At 73.2% G+C, this 24,217-nt stretch carries 27 protein-coding genes and 3 pseudogenes; 18 read left to right on the top strand and 12 right to left on the bottom strand.

All coding sequences use genetic code 11. The annotated features are described in order from the left end of the window. The first annotated feature begins 48 nt into the window (after positions 1-48). Positions 49-1,020 carry an LLM class F420-dependent oxidoreductase gene (locus ACSUPV_RS39595; RefSeq protein ID WP_031118687.1) on the top strand — a complete coding sequence of 324 codons (972 nt, stop codon included), beginning with the start codon at positions 49-51 and terminating at the stop codon, positions 1,018-1,020. Here ACSUPV_RS39595 and ACSUPV_RS39590 read toward each other — a convergent pair. After that, a complete protein-coding gene (locus ACSUPV_RS39590) occupies positions 917-1,609 on the bottom strand; it encodes a hypothetical protein (RefSeq protein ID WP_037758265.1) in 693 nt (230 codons plus the stop codon). The two genes, ACSUPV_RS39595 and ACSUPV_RS39590, sit on opposite strands and share 104 nt — an antisense overlap. A gap of 200 nt (positions 1,610-1,809) precedes the next feature. On the opposite strand from ACSUPV_RS39590, the gene ACSUPV_RS39585 reads away from it, so the two are divergent. Continuing rightward, positions 1,810-2,850: a hypothetical protein gene (locus ACSUPV_RS39585; protein WP_436949696.1), complete on the top strand. Its 1,041-nt coding sequence runs from the start codon at positions 1,810-1,812 to the stop codon at positions 2,848-2,850. Positions 2,851-2,912: 62 nt separating this feature from the next. After that, entirely contained in the window at positions 2,913-3,338 is a 426-nt protein-coding gene (locus ACSUPV_RS39580; protein ID WP_031118684.1) for an SsgA family sporulation/cell division regulator, read from the top strand. Positions 3,339-3,404: 66 nt separating this feature from the next. Here the strand turns inward: ACSUPV_RS39580 and ACSUPV_RS39575 are convergent, their stop codons facing one another. After that, positions 3,405-3,902: a DUF6328 family protein gene (locus ACSUPV_RS39575; protein ID WP_436949695.1), complete on the bottom strand. Its 498-nt coding sequence runs from the start codon at positions 3,900-3,902 to the stop codon at positions 3,405-3,407. Between the two features lie 151 nt (positions 3,903-4,053). On the opposite strand from ACSUPV_RS39575, the gene ACSUPV_RS39570 reads away from it, so the two are divergent. Further along, a complete protein-coding gene (locus ACSUPV_RS39570) occupies positions 4,054-4,401 on the top strand; it encodes a hypothetical protein (RefSeq protein ID WP_031118682.1) in 348 nt (115 codons plus the stop codon). 9 nt (positions 4,402-4,410) lie between these two features. Here the strand turns inward: ACSUPV_RS39570 and ACSUPV_RS39565 are convergent, their stop codons facing one another. Next, positions 4,411-5,394 (bottom strand): aldo/keto reductase, encoded by a 984-nt coding sequence (locus ACSUPV_RS39565; RefSeq protein ID WP_037758258.1) that lies wholly within the window; start codon positions 5,392-5,394, stop codon positions 4,411-4,413. A gap of 139 nt (positions 5,395-5,533) precedes the next feature. Between ACSUPV_RS39565 and ACSUPV_RS39560 the strand changes: the two genes are divergently transcribed. After that, positions 5,534-7,273 carry a cholesterol oxidase substrate-binding domain-containing protein gene (locus ACSUPV_RS39560; RefSeq protein WP_436949694.1) on the top strand — a complete coding sequence of 580 codons (1,740 nt, stop codon included), beginning with the start codon at positions 5,534-5,536 and terminating at the stop codon, positions 7,271-7,273. 10 nt (positions 7,274-7,283) lie between these two features. Here the strand turns inward: ACSUPV_RS39560 and ACSUPV_RS39555 are convergent. Further along, positions 7,284-7,721, bottom strand: a pseudogene (locus ACSUPV_RS39555) (FAD-dependent monooxygenase); the annotation flags it as partial. Between the two features lie 333 nt (positions 7,722-8,054). Here ACSUPV_RS39555 and melC1 point away from each other — a divergent pair. Next, the gene (gene melC1, locus ACSUPV_RS39550) at positions 8,055-8,423 is read left to right on the top strand and encodes an apotyrosinase chaperone MelC1 (RefSeq protein ID WP_031118678.1); all 369 of its coding nucleotides are present in this window, start codon (positions 8,055-8,057) and stop codon (positions 8,421-8,423) included. Positions 8,424-8,455: 32 nt separating this feature from the next. Next, the gene (gene melC2 / locus ACSUPV_RS39545; RefSeq protein WP_436949693.1) at positions 8,456-9,277 is read left to right on the top strand and encodes a tyrosinase MelC2; all 822 of its coding nucleotides are present in this window, start codon (positions 8,456-8,458) and stop codon (positions 9,275-9,277) included. A 10-nt stretch (positions 9,278-9,287) separates the two neighbouring features. On the opposite strand, the gene ACSUPV_RS39540 is transcribed toward melC2, so the two are convergent. After that, on the bottom strand, positions 9,288-10,001 hold the full coding sequence (locus ACSUPV_RS39540) for a ribonuclease H family protein (RefSeq protein ID WP_436949692.1): 714 nt from the start codon (positions 9,999-10,001) through the stop codon (positions 9,288-9,290). Positions 10,002-10,037: 36 nt separating this feature from the next. After that, positions 10,038-10,838, bottom strand: a complete 801-nt coding sequence (locus ACSUPV_RS39535; RefSeq protein WP_436949691.1) for a VOC family protein — start codon at positions 10,836-10,838, stop codon at positions 10,038-10,040. Between the two features lie 398 nt (positions 10,839-11,236). Here ACSUPV_RS39535 and ACSUPV_RS39530 point away from each other — a divergent pair. The 4 genes and pseudogenes from ACSUPV_RS39530 to ACSUPV_RS39515 all read left to right on the top strand — a co-directional run. Continuing rightward, positions 11,237-11,623: pseudogene (locus ACSUPV_RS39530) on the top strand (family 2 encapsulin nanocompartment cargo protein terpene cyclase); the annotation flags it as partial. Between the two features lies 1 nt (position 11,624). Continuing rightward, positions 11,625-11,972: pseudogene (locus ACSUPV_RS39525) on the top strand (SAM-dependent methyltransferase); the annotation flags it as partial. A gap of 87 nt (positions 11,973-12,059) precedes the next feature. Next, the gene (locus tag ACSUPV_RS39520) at positions 12,060-12,998 is read left to right on the top strand and encodes an SGNH/GDSL hydrolase family protein (protein WP_436949690.1); all 939 of its coding nucleotides are present in this window, start codon (positions 12,060-12,062) and stop codon (positions 12,996-12,998) included. 32 nt (positions 12,999-13,030) lie between these two features. After that, positions 13,031-13,906, top strand: a complete 876-nt coding sequence (locus tag ACSUPV_RS39515) for an aminoglycoside phosphotransferase family protein (protein ID WP_382618618.1) — start codon at positions 13,031-13,033, stop codon at positions 13,904-13,906. Between the two features lie 55 nt (positions 13,907-13,961). Here ACSUPV_RS39515 and ACSUPV_RS39510 read toward each other — a convergent pair whose 3' ends face one another. Next, positions 13,962-14,441 (bottom strand): VOC family protein, encoded by a 480-nt coding sequence (locus ACSUPV_RS39510; RefSeq protein ID WP_031118669.1) that lies wholly within the window; start codon positions 14,439-14,441, stop codon positions 13,962-13,964. Between the two features lie 235 nt (positions 14,442-14,676). Between ACSUPV_RS39510 and ACSUPV_RS39505 the strand changes: the two genes are divergently transcribed. Beyond that, positions 14,677-15,318 carry an ATP-dependent Clp protease proteolytic subunit gene (locus ACSUPV_RS39505; protein ID WP_436949689.1) on the top strand — a complete coding sequence of 214 codons (642 nt, stop codon included), beginning with the start codon at positions 14,677-14,679 and terminating at the stop codon, positions 15,316-15,318. Next, positions 15,318-15,920 (top strand): ClpP family protease, encoded by a 603-nt coding sequence (locus tag ACSUPV_RS39500; protein ID WP_031118667.1) that lies wholly within the window; start codon positions 15,318-15,320, stop codon positions 15,918-15,920. Before ACSUPV_RS39505 ends, ACSUPV_RS39500 begins: the two co-directional genes overlap by 1 nt. Positions 15,921-15,938: 18 nt before the next feature. Here the strand turns inward: ACSUPV_RS39500 and ACSUPV_RS39495 are convergent, their stop codons facing one another. Further along, entirely contained in the window at positions 15,939-16,367 is a 429-nt protein-coding gene (locus tag ACSUPV_RS39495; protein ID WP_031118666.1) for a helix-turn-helix domain-containing protein, read from the bottom strand. A gap of 250 nt (positions 16,368-16,617) precedes the next feature. Here ACSUPV_RS39495 and ACSUPV_RS39490 point away from each other — a divergent pair, with 250 nt between their 5' ends. Next, the gene (locus tag ACSUPV_RS39490) at positions 16,618-17,505 is read left to right on the top strand and encodes an RNA polymerase sigma factor SigF (RefSeq protein ID WP_037758247.1); all 888 of its coding nucleotides are present in this window, start codon (positions 16,618-16,620) and stop codon (positions 17,503-17,505) included. 147 nt (positions 17,506-17,652) lie between these two features. On the opposite strand, the gene ACSUPV_RS39485 is transcribed toward ACSUPV_RS39490, so the two are convergent. Next, positions 17,653-18,117 carry an ATP-binding protein gene (locus ACSUPV_RS39485; protein WP_031118663.1) on the bottom strand — a complete coding sequence of 155 codons (465 nt, stop codon included), beginning with the start codon at positions 18,115-18,117 and terminating at the stop codon, positions 17,653-17,655. A gap of 186 nt (positions 18,118-18,303) precedes the next feature. Between ACSUPV_RS39485 and ACSUPV_RS39480 the strand changes: the two genes are divergently transcribed. Genes ACSUPV_RS39480 through ACSUPV_RS39470 form a run of 3 tightly spaced genes read left to right on the top strand, consistent with a single transcriptional unit; the run spans position 18,304 to position 19,438 of the window. After that, a complete protein-coding gene (locus tag ACSUPV_RS39480; protein ID WP_359788524.1) occupies positions 18,304-18,444 on the top strand; it encodes a hypothetical protein in 141 nt (46 codons plus the stop codon). Beyond that, entirely contained in the window at positions 18,441-19,025 is a 585-nt protein-coding gene (locus tag ACSUPV_RS39475; protein WP_037758245.1) for a PRC-barrel domain-containing protein, read from the top strand. The genes ACSUPV_RS39480 and ACSUPV_RS39475 overlap by 4 nt, the downstream gene beginning before the upstream one ends. Further along, positions 19,022-19,438: a PRC-barrel domain-containing protein gene (locus ACSUPV_RS39470; protein ID WP_436949688.1), complete on the top strand. Its 417-nt coding sequence runs from the start codon at positions 19,022-19,024 to the stop codon at positions 19,436-19,438. The genes ACSUPV_RS39475 and ACSUPV_RS39470 overlap by 4 nt, the downstream gene beginning before the upstream one ends. A 16-nt stretch (positions 19,439-19,454) precedes the next feature. Here ACSUPV_RS39470 and ACSUPV_RS39465 read toward each other — a convergent pair whose 3' ends face one another. Continuing rightward, a complete protein-coding gene (locus tag ACSUPV_RS39465; RefSeq protein ID WP_436949687.1) occupies positions 19,455-20,621 on the bottom strand; it encodes a DUF6777 domain-containing protein in 1,167 nt (388 codons plus the stop codon). A 178-nt stretch (positions 20,622-20,799) separates the two neighbouring features. Between ACSUPV_RS39465 and ACSUPV_RS39460 the strand changes: the two genes are divergently transcribed. Next, positions 20,800-22,098: a streptophobe family protein gene (locus ACSUPV_RS39460; protein WP_031118659.1), complete on the top strand. Its 1,299-nt coding sequence runs from the start codon at positions 20,800-20,802 to the stop codon at positions 22,096-22,098. A 9-nt stretch (positions 22,099-22,107) separates the two neighbouring features. Here ACSUPV_RS39460 and ACSUPV_RS39455 read toward each other — a convergent pair whose 3' ends face one another. Beyond that, on the bottom strand, positions 22,108-23,103 hold the full coding sequence (locus tag ACSUPV_RS39455) for a serine/threonine-protein kinase (protein ID WP_382616158.1): 996 nt from the start codon (positions 23,101-23,103) through the stop codon (positions 22,108-22,110). Then, positions 23,100-24,215, bottom strand: a complete 1,116-nt coding sequence (locus ACSUPV_RS39450; RefSeq protein WP_436949686.1) for a hypothetical protein — start codon at positions 24,213-24,215, stop codon at positions 23,100-23,102. Before ACSUPV_RS39450 ends, ACSUPV_RS39455 begins: the two co-directional genes overlap by 4 nt. Positions 24,216-24,217 lie beyond the last annotated feature (2 nt).

The raw sequence follows: 24,217 nt of genomic DNA, 5'->3' as shown, positions 1-24,217 counted from the left end.
ACCTTGATCGAGTCGTTTTCCCGTCGGACGTCAGGGGACTCGGCGGTTATGGTGCAAATCGGATACACGATGATGACCGAGCAGGCCGGTCCCCGAGACCTCGTCGACCACGTGGTGCGGGCCGAGGAGGCGGGCTTCGACTTCTCGGTGACCTCCGACCACTACTTCCCGTGGCTGCGGTCGCAGGGCCATTCGCCGTACGCCTGGGCGGTGCTCGGCGCGGCCGCCCAGGCCACGTCGCGTATCCCGCTGATGACGTACGTGACGTGTCCGACGTTCCGCTACCACCCGGCGGTGGTGGCGCAGAAGGCGGCGACGGTGCAGCTGCTCTCCGAGGGCCGGTTCCGGCTGGGGCTGGGCTCGGGCGAGAACCTCAACGAGCACGTGGTGGGCGGCGGCTGGCCGTCCGTCGACGTCCGGCACGAGATGTTCGAGGAGGCCGTGGAGATCATCCGCGCCCTCTTCAAGGGCGGCCACGTCAACCACCGCGGCACGCACTTCGACGTTGAGTCGGCCCGGCTGTGGGACCTGCCGGAACAGGCCCCGCCCATCGGCGTCGCCGTCTCCGGCGAGCGGTCCTGCGAACTCGCGGGCCGGCTCGGCGATCTGGTGATCGCGACCGAGCCCAAGGCGGGCCTGCTGGAGGCGTTCGACCGGCACGGCGGCGAGGGCAAGCCCCGCGTGGGCCAGTTGCCCGTGTGCTACGACCCCGACCGGGACACGGCGATCAAGCGGGCGCACGCCCAGTTCCGCTGGTTCGGCAGCGGCTGGAAGGTCAACTCGGAGCTGCCGCACCCGGACTCCTTCGAGGCGGCGACCCAGTTCGTCACGCGGGACGACGTCGCCGACTCCATCCCGTGCGGCGACGACCCGGACGCGTTCGTGGAGGCCGTACGCCCCTACGCCGAGGCCGGGTTCACCGAGATCGCCCTGGTGCAGATCGGCGGCGAGTCCCAGCCGGCGTATCTGGACTGGTCGGAGAAGACCCTGCTGCCCGCCCTGCGCGACGCGTTCGGCTGAGGTCCTCCGCCAGTGCCTCGACGACCTGACCGACCAGCTGAGCCCTCCGGCCCGGAGGGCTCTTCTTCACGAGCGCGCCGACCCGCTGCGCCTCCTCGGTGGTGGGCAGCGCCCCGGCCAGGAGCAGGGGCAGCAGCAGGCGTCGGACGAGCAGCTCGCTCTCCGAGGTGACCTGCGGTCGGCGCACCACCGAGACGTTCACGCGGACCGCGTGCTCGTTGCCCGGCGGGACGCCCGGCCGGTCCGTCTCGATCGCGGCGTAGCGGAAGCCGTGCGCCTGGTCGCAGGGCGGGCAGCCGACCGGGCCCCGGGCGAGCCGGCCGTCGCAGTCGGGGCACGTCAGCCGGTCGAGGGCGGCGTCCACCACCCGCCAGTCGTGCCGGTCGGGTTCGGCCGCGACCATCTCGGCCAGCGCCTTCTCCTCCTCAGCCCCGGTGACGTCCCACCGCCGCAGGAAGGCGGCCCACGCCTCCTCCACGATGCCGTCGACGAGGACGCGACACGCGTCGCAGCCGGGAGCACCGCCGTACTCGTACCCACCGCACTCCGCGCAGCGGCGCGGGACGGCGCCGATCTCGGGTCGCACCATGCCCGGCATCCTCGCCCACGCGGGCCGGGCGGGCGAAACGAATTCCAGGCGGGACGGCACCCGCGGAACGCGCGGGCGGTGCACGCGAGACGACCCCGGCCCCGACCTCACCGACGGTGAACGACGAGGTCAGCGGCTGCCGGTAGGCTGCCGTGCGCACTTCGTGCAGTCCCGATCCGCCCCGCCCAGGAGAGTCGTCCGTGACCGTAGCCCTCACCCCGCCCGAGACGTCCCCCGCGTCCCCGGAGCCCCTTTCCGACCTCGTCGCGCGTGACGCGCGGGAGTTCGGGGCGTACGCCCGGACCGGAGGATGGGCCTTCGGGCTGAAGGTCGCGCGCAGCGTGCGGCCCGGCGGGCAGGGCGCGGACGAGACGCCGAAGGTGTCCGCGAAGGAGTTCGCGGAACTCGCCGGCTGCTCCCCGGAGCGGGTCATGCGCTACTACAAGGCGTGGGACCGGGCGGCCGACGACGGCATGGTCCCGCACTTCGAGGCCCTGACCCCGGGTCAGGACGTCGAACTGCCGGACGCCGACGTGTGGCTGAGCTACTACGTCTCCCGCAACAGCGCCACGTCGGAACGCGGCACCGCCATCGCCGAGGCCGCCGAGGCGGAGGGCATCCGGCCCACCAAGGCGCTGGAGGTCGCGGAGAACCCCACCGCCCTGCGCGCCGCGATCCTCGCCGACCCCTCCACCGCCCGCGCGGCCCGCCAGGCCCTGCTCGACCGCGTCCGCGAGGACCCCGGTCTCCAGTCGGAGCTGGCCCGCGACGTCGTGCGCACCGACGAACTGAAGAAGGCCGTCGCCGGCGAGAGCAGGGCCGCGGACCGCATCGGCTACGTGCGCCAGATCGCCGAGTCGGGGCAGATCAGGACGCCGGCCGGGCAGACCGTCGAGGCGCCCGCCGACCTCCGTCAGGAGGCCGAGCGGCACCTGTCCCTCATCGACGAGCTGGACGAGGGCGAGGACGCCGGCGAGTGGGCCGCCGAGGCGTACGACACCATGAAGTCCCTCGTGGTGGAGACCGTGGAGGCCGACCCTGGGCTGCGCGTGCAGGAGCGGCGCACGAAGTTCTACAGCAGCCTGCAGAAGGCGACCAAGGTGTTCGAGGAACTGACCTTCGACGATGTCCCGGAGTTTTACGAGGACGACATGGTCACGCGGCTGGAGGAGCTCCAGCGGGCCGTGGCCGTGTGCATCGAGTCCCTGCGCGGAGCCCGCGGGAATCACCCGGAGGGCTGAGCATCTTGTGCGTGCAGGGGGTACTAGAGGGCTCTACGTCGGTTCTTCCCGGAGGCCCTCTCGTGAACTCCTTCGTGCACAAGACCCTGGTGGTGCAGCTCCAGGCGGGTGACACGGACCGCTTCTCCGTGCTCGCCCACCTGAGCTACGACGCCGCCGACCCGTTCGCCGTCACCGTCGTCTTCAGCCACGACGGCCGCGTCCTCGCCCGGTGGCAGCTGGACCGGGAGATGCTCGCGGACGGTCTGCGGCGTCCGGTCGGGGTGGGGGACGTGCGGATGCGTCCCGAGTCGCGGGGCGTGTGGCAGGAGCTGCGCATGGAGTTCCTCGGCGACGCCCGCCCCGACGGGGGCCGCCACCACGCGGTGGTGTTCGCGTGGGCCCCGGCGTTCGCGGCGTTCCTGCGGGAGACCCACGAGATGGTCCCGCCGGGCCGCGAGGAGGTCCACGTCGACGACTTCCTGGCGGGCGTCCTCGCCGGAGGCTGAACCGCGGCGGTCAGGGCGGGCTCCCCTAGTGACCAGCCCGCCCACGCCGCCGGCGAAACCAGCCGGTCACCTGGAGGTGTGGCGGTGCCGGGTCCACAGCGGCAGGGCGAACCAGCACAGCAGGTACCAGCCGACGACGCCGGCCACCAGGTAGGGCACGAAGCCGTCGTGGGTCGCCACGCGCAGGATCAGCAGCAGTGAGGCGGTCATCGTGGCCAGCAGCAGCAGGAGGCCGAGCAGCGTCAGCCGGGACGCCAGCTGCACCGCCTGCGGCTTGACGCGCCGCCCGGAGACGATGCGGTGCAGGGACACCGGCCCGATCAGCGCCCCGGTCGCGCACGCGCCGAGCACGACCGTCACCAGGTAGATCGCCTGGTCCGTGTCGGTCAGGTCGTCGTACTTCTCGGTGAACACCACGGTGAGCAGAAAGCCGAACAGGATCTGCACGCCCATCTGCGCCACGCGGACCTCCTGGATGAGCTCCTGCCACATCCGGTCCGCTCTCTCCTCCTCGGTCTCGTTGCGCCCCCGGCGCCTGGCCCCGCCCTCTGCCGTGTCGGTCACTGGTCCTCCCGGTGTGAGAACTCGCGCGTCTTCACTCTTCGCGGGTTCCCCGGAAAGCACCGTCGTCCCGGGCCCCCGCGCGGTTTGAGCGATCAGGGGGCGGTTACACGGACGGCGCGAATGACGCAGAGCCCGAGGAGGTCGTGGACGCATGTCCGGTACGCAGCTCACCGTGACGCTCAGCGGCGGAGGCGCCGACGACGCGCGAGCGGTCGTCCGGGCCCTGGAAGGGACGTTCGGGGCGCCGGACGAGCTTCCCTCCGACGAGAACGCGACGGTGCACATGGCGACCTTCGACGGCGATGCGCAGGCCGGTGCCGACGGGAGCGCCGAGGAGGGTGGCGGGCGGCTGTCCGCGCCCGTGACCGTCACGGTGCAGGGCGCTCCGGAGGCGGTGCGGCGGGCGAGTGACACGCTCACCCGGGCGTTCACGGCACGCGACGACGGTGCCGCCTCCGGCGACCAGGAGCAGGAGAGGCAGCTGCTCCTGGTGCCCTGAGGGCGAGCCCTACCAGCGGTTCTCCACCTGCTCACGGATCCGCCGCTCGTACAGGTCGCGGATCGCCGCGAGCGTCTCGGCGGGCAGCTCCGGCAGCCGGGCGGCGGCCGCGTTGGCGCGGGCCTGCTCGGGCGAGCGGGCCCCCGGGATCACGGTCGTCACGCCGGGCTGCTCGATGATCCAGCGCAGCGCCAGCTGGGCCGGGGTGTATCCCTCGGGAGCCAGCGCGGCGAACTCGGCGGCCGCCTCGACGCCGGTGGCGTAGTCGACGCCGGAGAAGGTCTCGCCCACGTCGAAGGACTCGCCGTGCCGGTTGTAGGTGCGGTGGTCGTTCTCCGGGAAGACCGTGTCCCGCGTGTACTTGCCCGACAGCAGGCCGGAGGCGAGCGGGACGCGGGCGATGATGCCCACGCCGGCCTCACGGGCGGCCGGGAGCACCTCGCGCAGGGGCTTCATGCGGAACGGGTTGAGGATGATCTGCACGCTCGCCACGCCCGGCCGGGCGATCGCGGTCAGCGCCTCCTGGCAGGTCTCGACGCTGACGCCGTACGCGGCGATCCGCTCCTCCTCGACCAGGGTGTCGAGGGCGTCGAACACCTCGTCCGTGGAGTAGACGGGCGTCGGAGGGCAGTGCAGCTGCACCAGGTCGACGCGGTCGACGCCGAGGTTGCGCCGGGAGCGGTCGTTCCAGGCGCGGAAGTTCTCCAGCACGTAGTTCTCGGGGATCTGCTCGACCCGGCGGCCCATCTTGGTGGCGACCAGGACGTGCAGGTCCGGCCGGCCGGCGAGGAACGCGGCGATGGTCTGCTCGCTGCGGCCGTCGCCGTAGACGTCGGCGGTGTCGAAGAAGGTCACCCCGGCCTCGGCCGCCGCCTCCAGTACCGCGAGGGCTTCCTTGTCGTCGACGTCTCCCCAGTCGGCCCCCAGCTGCCACGTACCGAGACCGACGACGGAAGCGTGCTGACCCGACCTGTCGAATGTGCGCTCGTCCATGGGCGTCAGTCTGTCATCCGTCACGGCCCCGCGCGGAGGGTACTGCTCCGGCCCGCCGACCCCACCGAATTCACTCACACGAGTGAATAGAGGGGGCAGGGACATGGCACGTGTCAACCGGCCTCTAGCGTGACTGCACGTGACAACTGGTGCAGAGAGCAACTTCCCGTCGGCCGACCCGCGTTGGACGCGCCGGGGCTTCCTTCTCACCGCGGCCGCGCTGGCCGCCGTGCCGGGTCTGCCGGCGGATCCGGCGGTGGCCGCCGCGGAGCTGCCGGACTTCCCGGCGGACGTCGCGCTGTACCGCTCGGCGTACCGGAACTGGGTCGGCGAGATCACCGCCGACGGCCTGTGGGCGTGCGCGCCGGACGGCCCGGACCAGGTGGTCGACGTCGTGAACTGGGCGTGGCGGCACGGGTGGCGGGTGCGGGCACGGGGCGCCTCGCACGGCTGGTCGCCCCTGACGGTGACGGAGGGGACGGCGTCCGGTGCGCCCGTCCTCCTCGTCGACACCGCGCCGCACCTCACCGGTCTCGCGCTGGACTCCCCCACGGCCGTGCGCGCCGGGACCGGCGTGACCATGGAGGCCCTGCTCGGCTTCCTGGAGGAGCACGGCTTCGGCGTCACGGCCGCACCGGCACCCGGTGTCCTCACCCTCGGCGGGGTCCTGGCGGTCGACGGGCACGGCACCGGCGTCCCCGCGCGGGGCGAGCGACGGCTCCCCGGGCACACGTACGGCTCGCTCAGCAATCTGGTCCTGTCCCTGACGGCGGTCGTGTGGGACGCGCGGTCCGGCGCGTACGTGCTGCGCACCTTCCACCGCGACAAGGCGGACGGTGCCGCGCTGCTGACCCACCTGGGGCGGTCGCTGGTGACGGAGGTGGTGCTGCGGGTGGGGGCCGACACGCATCTGCGGTGCGTGAGCCGCACGGACATCCCGGCCGGGGAGCTGTTCGCCGCGCCCGGCTCCGACGGGCGGACGTTCGCGAGCTTCCTGGACGAGGCCGGGCGGGTCGAGGCGATCTGGTTCGCCTTCACCGAGCACCCCTGGCTGAAGGTGTGGAGCGTCTCCCCCACCCGCCCGCTGACCTCGCGGACGGTGACGCGGCCGTACAACTACCCGTTCTCCGACAACGTCCCGGCCCCGGTGGCCGAGCTGGTGGGCCGTATGACGTCGGAGGCGGCCTGGTACCTCGCTCCGGTGCTGGGCAACGCGCAGTACGACGCGGCGGCGCTCGGGCTGGTGGCGACGCTGTCGGGCGACCTCTGGGGGCCGTCCAAGAACACGCTGCTGTACCTGAAGCCGACCACTCTGAAGGTCCATGCCGACGGTTACACGGTCCTCACCTCGCGGGAGAGGGTGCAGCGGGTCGTCGCCGAGTTCGCCGCGTTCTACCGGGAGCGGCTCACGGCGTACGCCGCCCGGGGCAGCTTCCCGGTCAACGGCTCGGTGGAGATCCGGGTGACCGGCCTGGACGACCCGGGCGACGCCGAGGCGGCCGGGGCCCGCCCGCCGCTGCTGTCCGCGCTCCGGCCGCGCGCGGACCACCCCGAGTGGGACACCGCGGTGTGGCTGGACGTCCTGACCCTGCCGGGCACGCCGGACGCGGCGGCGTTCCTGCGCGAGATCGAGCGGTTCCTGCTGCGCACCTTCGACGGCGGCTTCGCCCTGACCCGGGTCGAGTGGTCCAAGGGGTGGGCCTACACGGACGACGGCGTGTGGAGCGACGGGGAGGTGCTGGGCTCGGTGGTGCCGGCGGCGGTCGGGCCCGCCGAGTGGGCCGAGGCGACCGCGATCCTGGACCGCCTCGATCCGCACCGGGTCTACGGCAACGCGTTCCTGGACCGGCTGTTCGCGGACACCTCCCAGGGCGCCTAGGGGGACACCCCTAGGGGCGAGCGGTCAGCTCCCTGGCCTGTACGGTCCGTGCGACCTTCGGGCCCAGCCAGCGCTTGAACCGGCGCAGCACCGTAGCGGGCCGCGCTCTGCAGGGGCAGGAGGGCACGCCTGCGTTCGTGTTCGTAGCGGGCGAGGGCCCGCGGGAGTGCGGCGTGCTCGCGCGGGGCGGAGGCCAGGGCGATCGCGTCCTCCAGGGCGAGGGTGGTGCCGGCGCCGATGGAGTAGTGCGTGGTGTGGGCGGCGTCGCCGAGCAGGACGAGGGTGCCGTGGTGCCAGGTGCGGTTCGTCAGGGTGCGGAAAGTCCCCCACGGGGTGCCGCCGGGGCGTCCCAGCAGGGGGTGGCCGTCCAGGACGTCGGCGAAGAGGTCTCCAGCAGGGCCCGCCCGTCGGCCTCGCCGGCGCGGTCGAGCCCGAGCCCGGTCCAGGTGGCGGCGACCGAGAGCTGTCGATCGCGGACGAGTAGCAGGACAAAAGCATCATCGATCGAACCGCCGTTTCGCGTCAGTTTCGCGGCGTGACGCGCACCACGAGCCGCGGACCGCCCGGGGAGAAACATCCGCCACAGCACCCGAAGCGGGCGGAATTTCCCCCTCCCGACCGGCACACGCGGCCGCCACAGCAAGATCATCCTGGTTCAACCTTGCACGACATAAGGGGAATTGCCCGGATCGCAGCCAACCGGCTCGAGGGGATTTCTCCCGTTACCGCACGGGCCGATAGGCATACGGCGTCATCACCCGAACGACCCCAGGAGGTCCGTATGCCGGAACTCAGCCGTCGTCGCGCGCTCACCGCCGCGGCCGCCCTCGCCACCGCCGCCGGAACGGTGCCCGCCCTGGCCCCGGCCGCGACCGCCGCCGGACACCACGGCTCCCCCGCGTCCTTCGACGAGGTCTACAAGGGCCGCCGGATACAGGGCCGGCCGGCCTCCGGGTCCGGTCACCACCACCACGGCGCGGGCTACGCCGTGTTCGTCGACGGCGTGGAGCTGCACGTGATGCGCAACGCCGACGGCAGCTGGATCAGCGTCGTCAGCCACTACGACCCGGTGGCCACGCCGCGCGCCGCCGCCCGTGCCGCGGTGGACGAGCTGCAGGGCGCGCCCCTGCTGCCCTTCCCCGCCAACTGACCCGTACCGCACCGCACCTGGAGCACCCGCACATGGCTGTCCGCAAGAACCAGTCCGAACTGACCGCCGACGAGAAGCGGCGTTTCGTGGCCGCGCTGATCGAGCTCAAGCGCACCGGCCGCTACGACGAGTTCGTCACCACCCACAACGCGTTCATCGTCTCCGACACCGACGACGGCGAGCGCACGGGCCACCGCTCCCCGTCCTTCCTGCCCTGGCACCGAAGATTCCTCCTGGAGTTCGAGCGGGCGCTGCAGTCGGTGGACGCGTCGGTGAGCCTGCCGTACTGGGACTGGACCGTCGACCGTACGCCGCGTGCCTCGCTGTGGGCGCCCGACTTCCTCGGGGGCACCGGGCGCGAGCGGGACGGCCGGGTGACGGACGGGCCGTTCGCCGCGTCGAGCGGGAACTGGCCGATCAACGTGCGGGTCGACGGCCGTACGTTTCTGCGCCGCTCCCTGGGGTCCGGGGGACGCGAGCTGCCGACGCGCGCCGAGGTCGACTCGGTGCTGGCGATGCCGACGTACGACATGGCGCCCTGGAACAGCGGCTCGGACGGTTTCCGCAACCACCTCGAAGGGTGGCGGGGCGTCAACCTGCACAACCGCGTCCACGTCTGGGTCGGCGGGCAGATGGCCACCGGGGTCTCCCCCAACGACCCGGTGTTCTGGCTGCACCACGCCTACATAGACAAGCTGTGGGCGGACTGGCAGCGGCGCCACCCCCGCTCCGGCTACCTGCCGGCCGCGGGCACGCCGAACGTGATCGACCTGCGCGAGACGATGCGGCCGTGGCACGACATGAGCCCGGCGGACCTGCTGGACCACACGCCGCACTACACGTTCGACGCCTAGAGGCCACTGATCAGACGGCGGCACCGGTGCGGCACTCGGGGTGGCCCCAGCCGCTGTCGTTCTTGGCGATGGGCTCGCCGGCCGCGTAGGAGCGGCCGCACTGGCAGCGGCCGGGGAACTTCGCCTTGATCGTGCGTGAGGAGCCCTTCGCCGCGGAGGTCCGCGCGGTGCGGGCGGCGCCGCCGCGGGAGCGGGAGCGCGGGGCCTTGGCCGGGGTGTCCGGGGCGGGCGGCGGCTCGGGGGAGCCGAGGCCGCTGCCCGCGGGCTCCTGGACGGTCGCGGCCTGGCTGGCGGCGCGGTCGGCGAAGTCGTTGAGCCGGTCCCCGTCGACTTGGTGGGCGGGGACATAGCGGAACTCGACCGAGCGGCCGTCCAGCAGTTCGTCGATGCGCACGACGAGGTCCTGGTTGGCGACCGGCTTGCCGGCAGCCGTCTTCCAGCCGTTGCGCTTCCAGCCCGGCAGCCAGGTGGTGACGGCCTTCATCGCGTACTGCGAGTCCATGCGGATCTCGAGCGGTACGTCCGGGTCGGTCGCCGCCAGCAGGCGCTCCAGCGCGGTCAGTTCGGCGACGTTGTTGGTGGCCCTGCCTAGCGGCCCCGCCTCCCACCGCTCCGGCGTCTCGGAAGCGTCGGCGACGACCCAGGCCCAGCCCGCGGGCCCGGGGTTTCCCTTCGAAGCCCCGTCGCACGCGGCCACAACACGTTCACCCATGGACACGATCATGCCATGGGCGTGCCGGGTGCCCGGCGCGGAGCCCGTTCAGGAGACGTCGGTCATGGCCGGCATCTCACCCTCGGTCCTCGTGGTGTCGATCACGGAGAAGTTCGCGCCCTGCGGGTCGGTCAGCGCCGCGAACCGCCCGAAGGGGGTGTCCATCGGGCCGAACTGCAGCGTCGCGCCGAGCTTCGTGGCCTTCGAGACCGCCTCGTCGCAGTCGGCCACGCCGAAGTAGACGTTGATGTACGGCGGCACCTCGGGCGGGAAGTCGTCCGTCATCTCCATGCGGCCCAGGGCGGGTCGCTCACCGAGGTTGTAGACCCGGAAGTCCATCGTGTGGTCCTGCATCTGCTGGGCGCTGTAGCCGAAGACCGCGGGGAAGAACGCGTCGGACTTCCCCGGCTCGCGGGTGAAGACCTCCGCCCAGCAGAACGCCCCCGGCTCGCCCATCTCCGCAGCGAACCCCTCGTGGGTGCCGGCCTGCCACAGGCCGAACATCACGCCACCGGGGTCGCGAGCCAGGCACATGGTGCCGAGGTCGGCGACCTGCATCGGCTCCATCACCACCTCGCCGCCGTTCTCGCGGATCTTCCGCGCGGTGGCGGCGGCGTCCCGGGCCGCGAAGTACAGGCACCACTGCGACATGCCTTCCTGGCCGGGCATGGGCGGGACGACGGCGGCGGCCGCCTTGCCGTTCGCGTAGGCCTCGGTGTAGTTGCCGAACTCGGCCGACGCCTCGGCGAAGGTCCAGCCGAGGACGTCCCCGTAGAAGCTCTTGGCCCCTTCGAGGTCGCTGAACATCGCGTCGGCCCAGCAAGGGGCCCCTTCGGGTTGCACGGCCATGGCTGCGGCCCTCTCCGGACGGGTGGATGGTCCGTTTCCTCACGCTAGTCACCTGTGGGCCGGCCCGCGCGCCGAGCGCGAGCCGCTTCCGGACCGTGCGCGGGCGGTGGCTACGGCGGGTGCACGACCGTGTCGGCGGCGTTCGCGCGCCCTGTGCGCCCTGTGCCCCGGCGGCGACGGGCGGGGGACCGGCGTGGGGTCACCGGGCCGTTCCTCCTCCGCCCCGATCGGGGGTTTGCCACCGCCGGAGCGAGAGGCCGCCCCCTTCACGCGGTTATCCGGCCATCTCTGCCGCTGTTTGGCCGGTACTCGAGGCCCGCCCGGCTCACCGGCGCACGAGGCCGCCGGCCTCGCCGGCCGTCCCGCCGTCTTCGCCGACCACTCCATCCACCCCTGCCGACCGCTCGGGGTGCCAGTTCGGCCGGGCCGTCGTGCTGCAGCATCCTGGCGCCACCGACCTGGACCGCCTCACCGTCGCCGGCGAGCTGCTGCTGGCCGAGAACCTCGTCGACAGCTGCTACTGCTCCGAGGACGAGGACCGGGGCGGGTCCTCCCGCGGACTCGGCGGGCGGCTGATCATCGCCCGGTCGGCCCTCGACACCTACCACGGCCCGCCCGACCGGGAAGCGGAGTGGCGCCGGGGCCTGACGGCCGACGGGCCGCTGCGCTCGTACCACCGCGCGCTGAGGGACTACGCCGCTTTCGCCACACCCAGCCAGACCGCGCGGTTCGTGCACGACATCGCCCGGCTGCACCTGGGGTACGTCGCCGAGGCCGCCTGGGCGGGAGCTGGACCTGCTGTTCGCCGAGCACGCCCGGCTGCTGCGCCGCGGCGGCCGCTACGTGGTGATCACCGGCTGCTACAACGACACCTACGGTCGGGCCTCGCGCGAGGTCTCCCTGATCAACGCCCATTACATCTGCGACATCCACCCGCGGTCGGAGTACTTCCGGGCCATGGCCCGGAACCGGCTGGTCCCGGTGCACGTGCAGGACCTGACGGCCGCGACCATCCCGTACTGCGAGTTGCGCCGGCAGGCCGAGCACCTGGTCACGGGCATCGAGGACACGTTCCTCACCACCTACCGGAACGGCAGCTTCCAGTACCTGCTGATCGCCGCCGACCGCGTCTGACCCACCGCGTCCGGCGTACGTCTTCCCCCCGGCGCCCGGCTGTGCTTGCCTGAGTGCCGTTTCGGTGGCCGGGGTGGGAGTTGCCGTATGCGCAAGCCGTGGGTCGTGGGGGTGTTGCTGGCCGGGGTGCTGCTCGGCGCGTGCGGGGATCCGGCGTCCGCGCCCGAGGGGCCGCCACCGGACGCACCGCGCACGTCGGCCTCCCCGGGGCTCCCGGCTCCGCGTGAGCAGGGCGCGCCCCCACCCCGCGGGCGCGTCCCCGTCTCCCCCGGCGCGGTACCGAGGAAGGCGCCCAGGGTGCTGTACCTCGGCGACTCGCTGGCGATGGAGGCCCAGAAGGTCCTCGGGCAGGAGTTACGCCGGGACGTCGAGGCGGAGTACACCAGTGCCCCGTACTCCGGCACCACGCTCTGCGACTACCTGGAGGGCACGGCCGACCGGTCCCTCGTACCGGCCGCCGACAAGGCCGCCGCGCTGGTGCGCAGGCTGCGGCCCGACTTCGTGGTGCTGCAGTTCTGGGGGAACTCCTGGGGATACACGCCGTGCATGGACGGCATCACCTACGACAAGTCCCCGGCCCGGTACTTCACCCGGTACGCCGCCGACGCGCGCCGGCTCGCCGAGCAGATCGCCGCGGCCGGGGGCGGCGACGGCCCGAGGATCGTCTGGGTGTCCCAGGGCCCGGACCCGGCCACCCCCGACCGGGTCCGGCGCGTCAACGCCCTCTACGAGCAGCAGGCCGCCGCCACGGGCGACCTGGTGTCGGACGCCGGGAAGGCGGTGAGCCCGGCCGGCGGCCGCTACACCTGGGCGCAGTACCTGCCGTGCACGGCCCACGAGCGCGCCCACCGGGACTACTGCACCCAGCCGTCCCGGGACCGTACGGCCCTGCACCGCGACGACGACTACCTGCACTTCTGTCTGGCGCCCACGACGTCCACGCCGAAGCCCTGCCCGGTCCGCTCCCCGGGGATCCTGCGGATCGCCCGGGAGATCGCCAAAACCATTCGACAGTCGGCGGGTTGACCGCTCGAATGGGCGCCATGTGCGCGCTGCGAATGCATGAGGACGAAGTCACCGTCGACGCCCCGCTCGTCGGCCGGCTGATCGCGGACCGGTTCCCGCGGTGGGCAGGGCTACCGCTGCGCCGCCTGGAGTCCTCCGGAACGGAGAACGCCATGTTCCGCCTCGGCGCGGACAAGGTCGTGCGGCTCCCCCGGCATCCCCGCGCCGTCGACGCCATCACGCACGAACTGCGCTGGCTGCCCCGGCTGGCGCCCGGGCTGCCCGCCGCCTCGCCCGAACCCCTCGGGCAGGGCGAGCCCGGGGAGGACTTCCCGTGGCCGTGGTCGGTGTACGGCTGGCTCGACGGGAGCAACCCGGTGCCCGGGGCCCTTGAGGAACCCGGTCTGCTCGCCGAGGACCTGGCGGCGTACGTCAGGGCCCTGCGCCGCAAGGACGCCTCGGCGGGACCCCTCGGCTACCGGGGCGTGCCGCTCGCGGCCCGGGACCCCTTCGTGCGGGAGGCGCTCGCGCAGCTGGCGGGCCGGGTCGACACCGCGGCGGTGACGGCCGCGTGGGAGGAGGCCCTGCGCGCCCCCGCGTACGCCGGGCCGCCGCTGTGGGCGCACGGCGACCTGATGGCCGGGAACCTGCTGGTCACCGGCGGACGGCTGAGCGCCGTGATCGACTTCGGGACGGTCGGCGTGGGCGACCCGGCTGTCGACCTGATCAGCGCCTGGTGCGTGCTGCCCGCCGAGGTCCGCGGCGCCTTCCGCGCGGCCGTGGGCGCCGACGACGCCGAGTGGGCCCGGGGCCGTGGCTGGGCCCTGTCGATCGCGGTCATCGCGCTGCCGTACTACTGGGAGACGAACCCACCGGTCGCGGAGAACTCCCGGCTCGCGATCGGGGAGATCCTGGCCGAGACGGCGTAGGGGCGGGGCCCCGCCCCCACGGGCGCGGGCTCCTGCCCCCACGGGCGCCGGTGGGTCACTCGCCCGCGTACGCCTTCTCCAGGGCGGCGATGTCGAACTTGCCCATCGCCATGAACGCCTCGGTCACCCGGGCCGCCTTCGCCGGATCCGGGTCGGTGACCATCTCGTCGAGCCGCTCGGGGACGACCTGCCAGGACACGCCGTACTTGTCCTTGAGCCAGCCGCACGGGCCCGGCTCGCCGCCGTCGGTGAGCCTGGTCCAGTAGTAGTCGATCTCCTCCTGGTCCGCGCAGAAGATCATGAAGGAGACCGCCTCGGTGAACTTGAACTGGGGTCCGCCGTTGAGCCCGAGGAACTTGTGACCGTTCGCCGTGAACTCGACGGTCATCACGCTGCCGGCGGGCTGGAGCGCGCCCTCGGGGTAGCGGGCGATCTTGCCGATGCTGGAGTTCTTGAAGATCGAGACGTAGTGGTGGGCCGCCTCTTCGGCCTGGCCGTCGAACCAGAGGCAGGTGGTGAAACCGTCGGTCGCCATGAGTTCCTCCCGGGACGTGGTCGCTGTCATCTGTGTCGACCGGCCGACGGCCCGGAACTCATCGGTCGGAGCGGAAAACTCTTTCGGACCGGATGATCGGCGCGCACCGCAGACCGCTGCGCTCTGCCGGTGGCGGATCTGCCCAGGGCAGAGAAACCTCGTCCGTGCCTCACCCGAGGCCGACAGTGGAGTCGACGCAACGTCCACGGCACTTCTGCCACCACGAGGAGAACCGATGACTCCCCTGGCGACACTCGCCCCGCGGGCGGAGGAGGGCGACACCCCTCCGACCCGGTTCGACGACCATCTGGCCGCGCAACTGCTCGCGCAGCGCATCGTGCTGCTGGGCACGCAGGTCGACGAGGTCTCCGCGAACCGGGTCTGCGCCCAACTGCTCATCCTGTCCGCGGAGGACCCGCGCACCGACATCAGCCTGTACATCAACAGCCCCGGCGGGGCGGTGCACGCGGGCCTCGCGATCTACGACACGATGCGGCTCGTTCCCAACGACGTCTCGACCCTGGCCATGGGATTCGCGGCCAGCATGGGCCAGTTCCTGCTGAGCGTCGGCGCGCCCGGCAAGCGCTACGCCCTGCCCAACGCGCGGATCATGATGCACCAGCCGTCGGCGGGCATCGGCGGCACCACCGCCGACATCGAGATCCAGGCGGAGAACCTGGATTTCACCAAGCGGACCATCGAGCGGATCACCGCCGAGCACACCGGCCAGAGCCCGGAGACGATCTCCCGGGACGGCGACCGGGACCGCTGGTTCACGGCCGAGGAGGCCAGGGAGTACGGCATGGTGGACCGGGTCGTGGAGTCCCTCGCGGACGTCCGCCCGGCCGCCTCCCGGCGACGGATGGGACTGCAGTGATGGGTACCTACACGATTCCCAACGTCGTCGAGCGCACCCCGCAGGGCGAGCGGTCCTACGACGTGTTCAGCCGGCTGCTGTCGGAGCGGATCATCTTCCTCGGCACCGAGATCGACGACGGCGTCGCCAACGTCGTCATCGCCCAGCTCCTCCATCTGGAGGCGTCGTCCCCGGAGAGCGAGATCGCCGTCTACATCAACTCCCCCGGCGGCTCGTTCACTTCACTCATGGCGATCTACGACACCATGACGTTCGTGCGGGCGCCGATCTCGACGGTCTGCGTCGGGCAGGCGGCCTCCACGGCGGCCGTGCTGCTGGCCGGCGGGGACCCCGGGCGGCGGTTCGTGCTGGAACACGCCCGCGTGCTGCTCGGCCAGCCCGCCGCCGGAGGGCAGCGCGGCATGGTGTCCGATCTGGCGCTCCAGGCCAAGGAGATGGTGCGGATCCGCTCCCAGGTGGAGGAGGTGCTGGCGCGGCACACGCACCACGACGTGGCGAGCCTGCGGGCCGACATGGACCGCGACAAGGTGTTCACCGCGCGGGAGGCGGTGGCCTACGGCCTGGCCGACGAGGTGTTGAGCCGGCGCCCCGTGCAGGTCTGAGGCGCCGGCCGGCCGGGCTCAGGCGGCCAGGCACATCCCGTCGTACGACGAGGTGGACGCCCCGGGGCGACTGCCGCCCGCGGAGCGGGAGGTGACGCGGGTCAGCTCGCCCTGCGCCCTCGACAGCAGGTCGCCCAGGCCCAGTCCGAGGGCGTGGGCGGCGGCCGCGAGGACCTCGGAAGAGGCCTCCTTGCGGCCGCGCTCCACCTCCGACAGGTAGGGCATCGAGATCCGCGCCTCGTCGGCGACGTCCTTCAGGGTGCGCTCCTGCGCGAGGCGTTCACGGCGCAGGACGTCGCCCACGAGGTCGCGCCACAGGGGCTCCTTCGGGGCGGGGGCCGGGGGTCCCGGGCGCGGCGGAGCGGCGGTGGGGCGGGCCGCCTGGGGGCGCGCGCCGTGCGGACGCAGAGGGATGACGCGGGCTTCGTTCGGCACGTGGTTGCTCACTGCTCCAGCCTAGGAGTCCTGCTCGCCGGGGGAAGGGCCCGGCGTTCCGCCCTGGGTGGAATCGCCCCAACACCGGGGCCGGACAACGGGTTTGGGAGTGCCGGGACCCGGCCCGGGTGTCCCCGGCGGAGGGTTCCGGCAGCCGGTTCTCCACCGGCCGGGCCTTCGCGGGCATGTGTGGCGTCTGTCCGGGTACCCGCAATCCGGAAGGACCTAGGCAGATGTCCGCCATGACGTTCGGGGAGAGGTAATGGAGACCGCCGTGATCCGGTCGAAGGCACAGGTCGTCGAGGAGAACGCCGAGGCCAGCACGGGTGACGGAGCACTGCCGGGCGTCGCGGACCCGCGGTCCGTGGCCCCGCGGGACGCGAGGGAGCTGTCCCGCCAGTTCTTCCAGCGCCTGACGGAACTCGAAGAGGGCACGCACGAGTACCAGTACGCGCGCAACACGCTGATCGAGATGAACATGTCGCTCGTGCGGTTCGCGGCGGGCCGGTTCCGGGGCCGCGGCGACGACATGGAGGACATCGTCCAGACCGGCATGATCGGCCTGATCAAGGCCATCGACCGGTTCGAGCTGAGCCGCGAGGTGGAGTTCACCTCTTTCGCGCTGCCGTACATCGTGGGCGAGATCAAGCGGTTCTTCCGGGACACGACGTGGGCGGTGCACGTGCCGCGGCGGCTGCAGGAGCTGCGCGTGGAGCTGGCCAAGGCCCGTGAGGAACTCGCGAGCCGGCTCGACCGCGAGCCGACGGTGGCGGAGCTGGCCACGCTGATGAACATCTCCGAGAGCCAGGTCGTCGAGGGGCAGATCGCCGCGAACGGGTACAACTCGTCCTCGCTGGACGCCGCGCTCACGGGCGACGGGCCGGAGAGCGGCGAGGCCGTCCTGGCCGACTTCATCGGTGTGGAGGAGGACGGGCTGCGGCTCGTCGAGGACTTCCACTCGCTCGCCCCGCTCATGGCGGAGCTCAGCGAGCGGGACCGGCAGATCATCCACATGCGGTTCGTGGAGGAGGCCACCCAGGCGGAGATCGGCGAGCGGCTCGGCTGCTCCCAGATGCACGTCTCCCGGCTGATCAAGCGGATCATCACCCGGCTGCGCGAGGGCATGCTGGGCGAGCTGGGCTGCGCCTGACGCAGCGGACGCCGTCACGGGTGCCGTCCCCCATGCGGGAAGGGACGGCACCCGTGACGGCGTCCGGGCCGGGAGGGCCGCCTCCCGGGGGCCATGGCGCGCGGAGCGTCCCGTCGAGCCTCAGGACCAGGAGCTGTCCGGGCCGGCTCACCCACCGGTTTCGTCGGCGAGGGGCAGCACGGCGCGTACGCGCTTGCCCACCGGCACCCGTTCCACGCTGACCTGCTCGGCGAGCGCGTGGACGATCTCCAGGCCGTGCCGGCCGACGCGTTCGGGGTTGCGCGGGAAGATGCGGGGCAGGGCGGAGCTGCTGTCGTAGACCGACACCGTCACGGCGGTGTCCGTGCCCACGAGCTCCAGGATGTACGGCCCGTTGCTGTGCCGGTCGGCGTTGGTGACCAGCTCGCTCACCACCAGCAGCACGGCGCCGTCGACGCGGTCGTCGATGCGCGCGCACCACTCGGTCCTGAGCTGGTCGAGGAAGAGCGCGGCGAAGGACCGCGCCTCGGCGATGCATCCCTGCTCGCCCGAATAGTGTGCCGCCCGCCGCAGCGGTTCCACGGGCACGTCGAAACCAGTCGGTATCACTGCCCCGTCCAGGTGGTCGATCATTCGTTTCTCTCTGGGAAGCCGGACTGGCCGGACGCTCTGCACCAGTGCTCGTACCCCGAGCCGCGCGGTGCAGTCCTGACAGGTGTCCGTCCATCCCGTGCCCTGGGCATTGTCCCCCGTCCACGGGGCACCCGGAAGGAACCAGGACCGGCCGAGGGCGGCCGGGCGGATCGCCGGAGGTGTGCGGTGGCCTGGTGGATATGGCTGGTCGTGGTGGTCGCGGCGCTCGCCGCGGTCGCCGCGGTGACGCTCGCCGTGCAGGCCGGACGGCGGTCGGGGACGGTCATCGCGGTGCGGCGCAGGCCCGGCGGGAAGGGCGTGCGATGAACGAGCTGATGGCGGCGCGGAGCCTGACGACCCTGCCGGTGGTCACTCTGGGCGGAGACGCCGTCGCACAGGTCAAGGACACGGTGTTCGACGCCGCGGCGGGGCGCGTCACCGGCTTCACGCTCAGCGGCCGCGGCCTGCTGTCCGGCCCGCTGAAGCAGAGCCTGCCCTGGGCGGCGGTGCACTCGCTGGGCCACGACGCGGTGATGATCCGTGACGCCCTCGCCCTGCAGGACACGTCGGTCGTGGTGGCGCGGCGCGAGGCCCAGCAGGGCCGGGTGCTGCACGCGAAGGTGCTGACCGACGAGGGCGCGGAGGTCGGCACGGTGCTCGACGTGGTCGTCGAGGGCGGCACCAGCGGCCGGGTCGTGGGCTTCCGGATCGCCGCGGGCAAGGCGCTCGTGCAGGGCTCCAGGCGCCGTCGGCACCGGGTGTACGTGCCACGCGGGGAGACGCTCGCCGTCTCGGGGCGGGCGCTGGTCATCCCCGCGGACGCCACCCGTTACGTCGCCGACGACCTGACGGCCTTCGTCGCCCGGGTCGGTGCCTTCCGCGAGGAGCGGAAGGGGACGCCGTCGTGATGCTGTTCTCGCAGGCGCGGGGCCTGCCGGTGCTGACGCTGACCGAGGCGGAGGAGATCGGCGTCGTGAGGTCGCTGACGGTCGACGCCGCGTCCGGTGTGGTCACCCACGTCCGGGTGCGGGGCAGGCACTCCCGCAAGGAGACGGTGCTGCCCTGGGGCGCCCTGCACGCCGTCGGCCCGGACGCCGTGCTGGTGCGCTCGGTCGCCGCCCCCGCCGAGGTGCCGCCGCACCACGAGCTGCAGGGCCTGCGGATCCTCGCCGAGACGGGTGACGAACTCGGCACGGTCCAGGACGTCGCGTTCGAGCCGGAGACGGGCCGCGTCGAGGCGGTCGTCGGCGCCCGGGGCGAGGTGCCGGCCGATCGTCTGCTGGGGCTCGGCGACTACGCCCTGGTGGTCCGTGCCGGGTGAGTCCGTGCCGGGTGGGTCAGGACGCCGGGGCCTGGTCCGTCGTGCCGTTCCCGGTGCCGTTCCCGGTGCCGTTCCCGGTGCCGTTCCCGGTGTCGCTCCCGGGCGGCGGCTGGGGCTCGGACGTCGGCGGCTCGCTCGTCGGCGGCTCCGGCGACGTCTCCTGCTCCGAGGTCGGCGGCTCGCTCGTGGGCGGCTCCGACGAGGTCGTGTCGGTCGGCGACGTCGGCGTGGTCACGCTCACCGACGGGGAGGGCTTGTCCGGCTTCTCCGTCTTGCGGTCCTTCGTGCCCGTGTCGCCCTTGTGGCGCTCGAACCACTCGCCGTCGCGTTCGCACATGACGAAGACGTCGACCGGCTCCGGCGCGGGCGTGACCACGACGACGTTCGACGACTTGTACGACGGCCACGCGTCGCCGGAGGCCTTCGGCGCGGTCTGCTGGGCGACCGGCGGGGTCAGCGGGTTGCCGCACGCGCAGCGCACCCGGGGCACGCCGCGGTCGTCGACGAGGACGGCCGTGCCGGCCTGGAGGACGGCCTGGTAGCTGGTGGCGGCGCCGTCCTTGTAGCCGTGGTTGGTGACGCGCGTGTCCATGCGCAGCTGCACCGGGGTGAGCGAGCGCAGGTAGGCAGGCACGTCGGACGGGTCCACGCGGGCGACGGAGGCGAACGCCCGCTGCTTGTCCGGGGCGCCCTTGAGGTACGTGATCTGCTTCTCCACGTCGCAGCTGGACACGTTGCGGGTGCCGCCGTACAGACCCGGCGCGCCGCCCTGCACGCCCTGGACGGTGTTCTGCGGGGCCAGCTCGGTGGGCGAGGGCGAGACCGGCGCGGCGGAGCTCTCCTTCGCCGTGGACTCGGTGAACGGGTCCGGGCCGGTGTCCGCCGCGGGCTGGAGGAAGACCTCACCCTCGGACGTCCTGGTGCCACTGTCGGACGCGCCGGTGCCGCCGCCGTCTGGGCGGGTGAACACCACGACCAGGACGACGGCGGCCACGAGGGCGGTGGCGATCAGCGCGACGCGGGGGACGGATCCCCACCACGAGCGGCGGGGCTCCGGCGGCTCGCCGCCCCCGCTCGGCGGCTCGGGGGGCGGGCCGCCTCCCGGTGGCGGCTGGGAGGGGCCGGACAGCGGGCCCGAGGGAGGTCCTGTGGGGCGGCCGGACGACGGCGGTTCGACGCTCACGAGCTCTTCTTCCCGCGTGGGTTCTCTGCGGCCTGCGCACAGCCGAGGCATTGATCCCGGTGTAGGCAGATTTTTCCACTACGAGTTCATTGTGTGCTCCGGTCCGGTACGCACCGCAAGCCGACGCGGACGGACCTCCCGGCGGGCGGGCGGCGCGGGCGCTGCTTAGCGTGGCAGCGTGAGTTCGCGCACCCCCTCCGGCCAGGTCCGTACCGCAGACGAGCGGGCCGTCGCCCGTCACGGCTGGGCGCATGCCCTCGTCACGGTGCTCGGCGGGCTGCTCGCCATGGCGGTGGTGGCCGCGCTCGGCCTGTGGGCGGCCGGAGCCGCCGACCTGCCGGACGGCGCGTTCGCCCCGGTCGTCGCGGCGACCGTGGTCACCGCCGTCGGGGGCACCGTGGAGCTCTCCGGGAGCGCCGGCGACCTCGCCGACACCCAGGCCGGGCTGACGGTGATCCCCTTGTCGGTGACGCTCACCGGGGCGCTGGTGATCGCCTGGGGCTTCCTGCGGCCGCTGCGGCACCGCGCGGTCGCCGGTGCCCGCGAGCTGGCCGGGTGGGCCGCGCGCATCGCGGCGCTGTGGCTGCTCGCGCTGATCGGCCTGGCGCTCGCCGCCCGGCACACCTTCGACATCTCCCTCGGGAACGACGCGCTGGGCGAACTCGGCGACCTGTTCGGCGCCTCGCCGAGGATCGGTTTCACCACCGACGTCCCGCTGTCCGTGTTCGTCGGCGTGGTGTGGCTGGCCGGTGTGCTGGTGCTGGCGGTGCTGGTGTCGCGCGGGGCTCCGCTGCCGGGCGGGCTGCTGCGGTTCCAGGCCTCCGTACGGCCGGCCGCGTACGCGATGGTCGCGCTGCTGCTCGCCTGCGTCGCCATCGGTGTGGTCGTCGCGCTCGTCGTCGCGGTGACGCGAGGGCACGTCGCCGAGACGTTCGCGGTGATCCTGCTGGGCATGCCCAACCTGGTGTGGCTGGCGCTGACGATCGGCCTCGGCGCCACCTGGAACGGCAGGGTGGAGGGACCGTTCGGGCTGCCCATGCCGCGGGTGCTCGACGAGGTGCTGCGCACCCCGGACATCTCCGAGCTGAACCTGCGGACGCTGGCGGAGCACGACGGCCGGGTGTGGTGGCTGCTGGTCGTCGACGCCGTGCTGCTGCTGGCCGCGGCGTTCGTGATGGCGGCCCGGTCCCCGGCCCGGGTCCGGGCCTGGCAGCACGCGGTGCACATGGCCGTCGCGCTGGTGCTGACGGTGTTCATGATCTGCCTCGTGGGGCGGATCTCCGCACATTACGGCCTGTCCGTGCTCGGCATCGGCGACCTGGGCGGCGGTCTCGCGGGCGAGCTGTTCCTCAGACCCCGGCTCTGGGGTGCGGTGGGGCTGGCCGTCCCGTGGGGGCTGGTGACCGGGTTCGCCGGGGCGCTGCTGGCCCGGCGCGTGCGGCGGCGGGGCGAGGCGGGCCCGGTCCGGGAGCACTGACCGCGGACGCTACGGCCTCGGCAGGAAGACCGGTTCGGCCCAGCGCGGGGGCGGCTTGGGCCGCTCCTCCCCCATGCCCTGCCGCTGCCGGTCCCCCGGTGGGGGCGTCGGGGCCGTCCCGGCCACGCCGCCGGTCGTCGCGGCGCGCAGGGCGGTCACGAAGTCGAGGCAGGACGGGTACCGGTCGTCGGGGCTCTTGGCCAGGGCCTTGGCGAAGACGGGGTCGGCCTGGGCGGGGATGTCGGGCCGGGCCTCGGTCAGCGGCGGCGGGGCGTCGTACTGGTGGGCCCACAGCAGGGCCATGTCGTCGTCGCGGCGGAAGGGCGGGTGACCGGCCAGGGTCTCGTAGACGACGCAGGCGAAGCCGTACACGTCGCAGCGGGCGTCGACCGGCTTGCCGGAGATCTGCTCGGGGGCGACGTAGTCGAGTGTGCCGACGAACTGGCCGACCGTGGTGAACCCGGTCAGCGACAGCGACTTCTTGGTCAGGCCGAAGTCGGTGAGGTAGACGTGCTCGGGGTGGTCGCTGTCGGTGCCGCGGGCCACCAGGATGTTGCCGGGCTTGACGTCGCGGTGCACCAGGCCGTGCTCGTGGGCGGCGTCGAGCGCGGAGGCGACCTGGGCGGCGACGCGCACGGCGGTGGCGGGCGGCAGTGGGCCCTCCCGGTCGAGGACGTGCCGCAGGTCGCTGCCGGCGACGTAGCGCATGGCGATGTAGAGGACGCCGTCCGTCTCGCCCGCCTCGAACACCGGCACGATGTGGGGGTGGTCGATCGCGGCGGCGGCGCGGGACTCGTGGGTGAAGCGGCGCCGGAAGGTGTCGTTGCGGGCGAGTTCCGGGGCGAGCAGCTTGAGGGCGACGGTGCGTTCCAGACGCAGGTCGCGGGCCCGGTAGACGACGGCCATGCCGCCGCGCCCGATCTCCTGCTCGATCCGGTACCCGGCGATCTGCTGCCCGATCAGCTCGGAGGGCCGCCCCGAGAACACGCTCGTCTCGCGGCTCAACGGACGTCACCCCCGGGCGACACGACCCGCGTGGGCGCCGCCTCCCCCGGACGCCCCGCCTCCTCGACCTCCTCCGGCGTGACGAGCCGCGTGGGTTCGGGAGGTCCCGGAGCCTCGGTCGATACGACCCGGGTCGGCTCGGGGGGCTCGGAGGACACGACTCGCGTCGGCTCGGGCGGCTCGGCAGACACGGCCCGCGTCGGCTCGGCAGCCTCGGGCGGCCCGGCCTCCACCGGTTCCGGTGCCTCCGGCGAGACCACGCGCGTCGGCTCGGGGGCCTCGGCAGGCGCGGACTTCGACGCCCCCGGAGCCTCGGGAGATACCGCCCGTGTGGGCTGGGGAGCCTCGGACGGCACCACCCGGGTCGGCTCGGGAGCACTTGGAGTCACGACGACCGGCGTCGGCTCCGGCCCGTCGGATGACGCGGCCCCCGACGGCCCCGGCGCCTCGGGCGAGACCACCCGCGTCGGCTCGGGGGCCTCGGGCGACGCAACCCGCGTCGGTCCCGGGGGTGCCCCCTGCACAGGTGGGGGTGCCGGCGCCGGCTGCGAGCGGGGCGGTTCCTCGGGGACCACCCGTGTCGGGGGATGCGCGGGCGTCTCGGCCGGGCGGGACGGCTCCGGGTCGGCGCGGGGGGTCTCGTCCGTCGCGTACGTGGTCAGGCGGGTGCCGTCGGCGTACACCCAGTGCCCGTGCGCGGCGTCGTAGAGCCACACGGACTCCCCGTCGACGACCACGCCGATCCGCAGCCCACGGGTGCGGGCGCGGAAGGACTCCCGGTCCAGGCCGCCCGCGAGGTCCTCGACGGCCGACCGGTAACGCGCCAGAGCCTCCTGCGCCCGGCTCAGCAGCGGACGCGGATCCGCGGCGCGGGTGAGCGGCCCGTCCGCGGCGGGCGGGTCCTGCGGCACGGCGACCAGGCGGCGGCCGTCGACCCAGGCCGACCAGCCGTTGAAGCACAGCACGTGCCCCCAGTCGCCCTGCCGCTCCAGCAGCTGCACCGGCAGCAGCGGGTCGAGGTCGACGGTGGGCCGGGCCGGGTCGGGCGCCTCCCAGGCGGGCATCCCGTGCTGGGGCACGACGTGGGTGGGCCGGAAGCCGGGAGTCGTCATGG

Origin of the sequence: Streptomyces sp. SudanB52_2052, from assembly GCF_964272415.1 — a bacterium.
GTDB lineage: Bacteria > Actinomycetota > Actinomycetes > Streptomycetales > Streptomycetaceae > Streptomyces > Streptomyces olindensis.
Note: the sequence above shows the minus strand (reverse complement) of the source record. Positions and strands in the feature narration are given on the sequence as shown.

What these genes read in the sequence shown, in the direction of transcription:
- ACSUPV_RS39595 (WP_031118687.1), top strand. Translation starts at nt 49, where the DNA reads ATGGTGCAAATCGGATACACGATGATGACCGAGCAGGCCGGTCCCCGA.
- ACSUPV_RS39590 (WP_037758265.1), bottom strand. Translation starts at nt 1,609, where the DNA reads ATGGTGCGACCCGAGATCGGCGCCGTCCCGCGCCGCTGCGCGGAGTGC.
- ACSUPV_RS39570 (WP_031118682.1), top strand. Translation starts at nt 4,054, where the DNA reads ATGTCCGGTACGCAGCTCACCGTGACGCTCAGCGGCGGAGGCGCCGAC.
- ACSUPV_RS39565 (WP_037758258.1), bottom strand. Translation starts at nt 5,394, where the DNA reads ATGGACGAGCGCACATTCGACAGGTCGGGTCAGCACGCTTCCGTCGTC.
- melC1 (WP_031118678.1), top strand. Translation starts at nt 8,055, where the DNA reads ATGCCGGAACTCAGCCGTCGTCGCGCGCTCACCGCCGCGGCCGCCCTC.
- melC2 (WP_436949693.1), top strand. Translation starts at nt 8,456, where the DNA reads ATGGCTGTCCGCAAGAACCAGTCCGAACTGACCGCCGACGAGAAGCGG.
- ACSUPV_RS39540 (WP_436949692.1), bottom strand. Translation starts at nt 10,001, where the DNA reads ATGATCGTGTCCATGGGTGAACGTGTTGTGGCCGCGTGCGACGGGGCT.
- ACSUPV_RS39535 (WP_436949691.1), bottom strand. Translation starts at nt 10,838, where the DNA reads ATGGCCGTGCAACCCGAAGGGGCCCCTTGCTGGGCCGACGCGATGTTC.
- ACSUPV_RS39520 (WP_436949690.1), top strand. Translation starts at nt 12,060, where the DNA reads ATGCGCAAGCCGTGGGTCGTGGGGGTGTTGCTGGCCGGGGTGCTGCTC.
- ACSUPV_RS39515 (WP_382618618.1), top strand. Translation starts at nt 13,031, where the DNA reads ATGCATGAGGACGAAGTCACCGTCGACGCCCCGCTCGTCGGCCGGCTG.
- ACSUPV_RS39510 (WP_031118669.1), bottom strand. Translation starts at nt 14,441, where the DNA reads ATGGCGACCGACGGTTTCACCACCTGCCTCTGGTTCGACGGCCAGGCC.
- ACSUPV_RS39505 (WP_436949689.1), top strand. Translation starts at nt 14,677, where the DNA reads ATGACTCCCCTGGCGACACTCGCCCCGCGGGCGGAGGAGGGCGACACC.
- ACSUPV_RS39500 (WP_031118667.1), top strand. Translation starts at nt 15,318, where the DNA reads ATGGGTACCTACACGATTCCCAACGTCGTCGAGCGCACCCCGCAGGGC.
- ACSUPV_RS39490 (WP_037758247.1), top strand. Translation starts at nt 16,618, where the DNA reads ATGGAGACCGCCGTGATCCGGTCGAAGGCACAGGTCGTCGAGGAGAAC.
- ACSUPV_RS39485 (WP_031118663.1), bottom strand. Translation starts at nt 18,117, where the DNA reads ATGATCGACCACCTGGACGGGGCAGTGATACCGACTGGTTTCGACGTG.
- ACSUPV_RS39475 (WP_037758245.1), top strand. Translation starts at nt 18,441, where the DNA reads ATGAACGAGCTGATGGCGGCGCGGAGCCTGACGACCCTGCCGGTGGTC.
- ACSUPV_RS39450 (WP_436949686.1), bottom strand. Translation starts at nt 24,215, where the DNA reads ATGACGACTCCCGGCTTCCGGCCCACCCACGTCGTGCCCCAGCACGGG.